This is a genomic window from Salipiger sp. HF18 (assembly GCF_011806505.1).
GTDB classification, from domain to species: domain Bacteria; phylum Pseudomonadota; class Alphaproteobacteria; order Rhodobacterales; family Rhodobacteraceae; genus Salipiger; species Salipiger thiooxidans.
Genome location: NZ_JAATOS010000550.1, coordinates 1 through 2,506 on the forward strand (window position 1 = coordinate 1; position 2,506 = coordinate 2,506).

The window sequence follows — 2,506 nt, forward strand, 5'->3', positions numbered from 1 at the left end:
CCGAAGATCGACGATGACCGCCAGCCTCGCGATCAGCTACGCTCGCGGCTTCCTACACCACGCCGCGGGGCACTATCAAATAAGAGATCGAGGCCGCCAGAAGACACCCCAAAATCCATCCGGGCTTGGTCGATGCCGTCCCGGTAGACTGCAACCTCGAACGGATCCAGGAAATCAATCCGTCGCTCGATGGTGCGTTCGCTTTGCACCTGCAGGGGGCGCTGACCGAGCTCGGCACGTCGATTATTCTCCTCGAGCAAAGCGTTGCGGGTTTGACGTGCGACACTGCTCTTTGTGTCCTGTTCCAATGTGGCGTAGGCGCGGATATTCTCGGAAATGAACCCTTCGGTTTCCTGGCAGAAACGCCGCCCCTCCCCCTTCCGCACCCGATAGCGCGGCAGAAAGACAGAGGGGTCGTATTTGTTTTTGCGGAGCTTGCGGTACAGTTTCAGAAGGGTTTCAGGAGCGTGGCTTTTGCGTTGTGGCGGCAAGGAGCTACCGCCGCGTGTCGGACCATCGCCGACATTTCGGATTTCTTCATTTGCCCGGAAAGCTCCAACGATCCTTGGCCAGTTTTCCTCTAGGCTTTCCTTGGTCAGAGTTACCGCGCGAGCATCGTGGAACGTCTTCAGGTTCATGCATTCCATGTATGCGAAGATCGCGCTTGCTCGGTCATCGGGATGCGCTGATTGGAGAGCTTTCGTCCCCCGTGAAGCTGTGGCACACATCCGCTCCTTGGTTCGTGGCCCCGGAATGTAACGCCAGTTGTTGCTGCGTCGAAGGAAGGAGATTTCTGTGCGACTGAGCGTTCTTGTATTCCCGTCGGCGGGGTCTTTGGGCTCAAAAACGCAGAGCGCATCGGTCTGGCGGATGCAGCTGTAGCGGGTCCCATGGATGATGAAGGTATCATCTGGTTCATAGGGAAAGATCATGCTGTTCCCTCCGCCGTAACCAGCGTTTGCAGCCCGATTTTCCCATGCGCGACCTGACGGAGGCGACCTTCGATGATCGCTCGGAACGCGGCGCGAAACCCGCGCCCCGCCAGACCCACCTGCTCGACGAGCAGTTCCAGTGTCGTCGGCTCATTTTGCTGGTCGATAACGGCCGCGAGCGCCTGATCTGCCAGCGCGTCGGGTGTCTTGTTGAACTCGTGGTACCGCTGTGCATTGAGTGCCTGTGCCCGCGTGAAATCGGCCTCGGACATCAGGACCAAGCCATCAGCGTAGGACTGCGGCATACATGCTGCAACGTAGCTGAGCTCAATGTCGAAATCGCGACGGTTCACTTGCTCAATCGGTTTCACCGCAACTGCAAAACGTGTGCCATCTGCGAGCTCGACCAGGTAATCTGGTGTGTGTTCATGATGGCTGCCATCTGGACGGCTGAAATGGATGGCCGGGGGCTGGTCCCAGACATCGATCACATCTCCACGAGAGATGATGAGTAGGATGCACATGAGCTCCAGCAGACTCTCGTAGACAACGATCTGCCGGTGGCTGCCGAGGTACAACACCGCTGTCCCTCGACAGCTTCCGCGCGATTTCCGCGAGATCAAGCGCGTGGCGCGGGATGGTTCGGGCAGTACGAACCCATTGATAGTCTGACTAGACATGTTCGCCCTCCCTCACTGAGAGCAAAGCCTGGTCCAGAGATGGCGAGCAGATGCAGCCCGCCGTGCAGTGTATGCGCGTGGAAATGCTCATGGATGACCCCTTTCAGAAGACAAACGTTTCGGTTTGGCGCGCCGAACGAAGCTCCAAATGCTTGACTTGATGATCGAAAAGGGGGTATCGAGGACTTAGGTACAGGGTGTCCTAGATACCCAAATAAAGGGCTTGGAGATTGCCGTCTCCAGGCTCGTTTTCGTTTGGCTTAGGTCATGCGGTCTCCTCCTTTCCATAGCGGTCAGGCCATATCTCTTCCGGAGGCCTTTCCAGATGACGGGCGATAGCGCTTTGCGCCAAGTGCGATTTGCATCGCCCCTGGCAGACTGCGGTCACCAAGGCCGGAGATCTATCGATTTCAACGGCGATCTGATTGAGGCTCACACCTCGCGCTCGCAACTCCGCTCGCAGCTGCTTGTGCAGCCCAATATCTAGTTTCATCTCGCGACCTCGACGCTTGATCTGGTTGAACCCGAATCATCTTTTTGATGGCCGAACCGAATCACAAACTCAATGAAAAAATTTAGCTGAACCAGTGACTTACTCTAACAGCGGGCTGTTAGTAGGTCTCACACTCCGCTGTTAGATGTGTGTGAGACGGTCTCACAGGCGGATGTGATATCCAGATTTGTCGTTGATTTGCAGGGTATTATCCAAGCGTAATCCAAGGCCTCGATTGTGCGTGTTTCAGAAACGGGAGCACCGGCAGGGCACGTCGTGATCGAATCCGATCTGAAACCCGAGTTCGAAAATCTGAAAAAAGACCCGCTTTCGTGCCTCCAGGTCCCGACTTATTATCCGGAAGCGGGCACTGCGGAGGAGGGCAACATGGCGAACTGGTA

General features: G+C 56.3%; 3 protein-coding genes. All 3 read right to left on the reverse strand.

Annotated features, from left to right (window positions below; genetic code table 11):
- Positions 1 to 32 precede the first annotated feature (32 nt).
- On the reverse strand, positions 33 to 932 hold the full coding sequence (locus HC022_RS23930; RefSeq protein ID WP_167454069.1) for a hypothetical protein: 900 nt from the start codon (positions 930 to 932) through the stop codon (positions 33 to 35).
- A complete protein-coding gene (locus HC022_RS23935) occupies positions 929 to 1,510 on the reverse strand; it encodes a TnsA endonuclease N-terminal domain-containing protein (RefSeq protein ID WP_075780906.1) in 582 nt (193 codons plus the stop codon). Before HC022_RS23935 ends, HC022_RS23930 begins: the two co-directional genes overlap by 4 nt.
- Before the next feature lie 367 nt (positions 1,511 to 1,877).
- On the reverse strand, positions 1,878 to 2,105 hold the full coding sequence (locus tag HC022_RS29940) for a helix-turn-helix domain-containing protein (protein ID WP_167454070.1): 228 nt from the start codon (positions 2,103 to 2,105) through the stop codon (positions 1,878 to 1,880).
- Positions 2,106 to 2,506: the final 401 nt, after the last annotated feature.

Coding starts and splice junctions, on each gene's coding strand:
- HC022_RS23930 (WP_167454069.1), bottom strand. CDS start 932: ATGATCTTTCCCTATGAACCAGATGATACCTTCATCATCCATGGGACC.
- HC022_RS29940 (WP_167454070.1), bottom strand. CDS start 2,105: ATGAAACTAGATATTGGGCTGCACAAGCAGCTGCGAGCGGAGTTGCGA.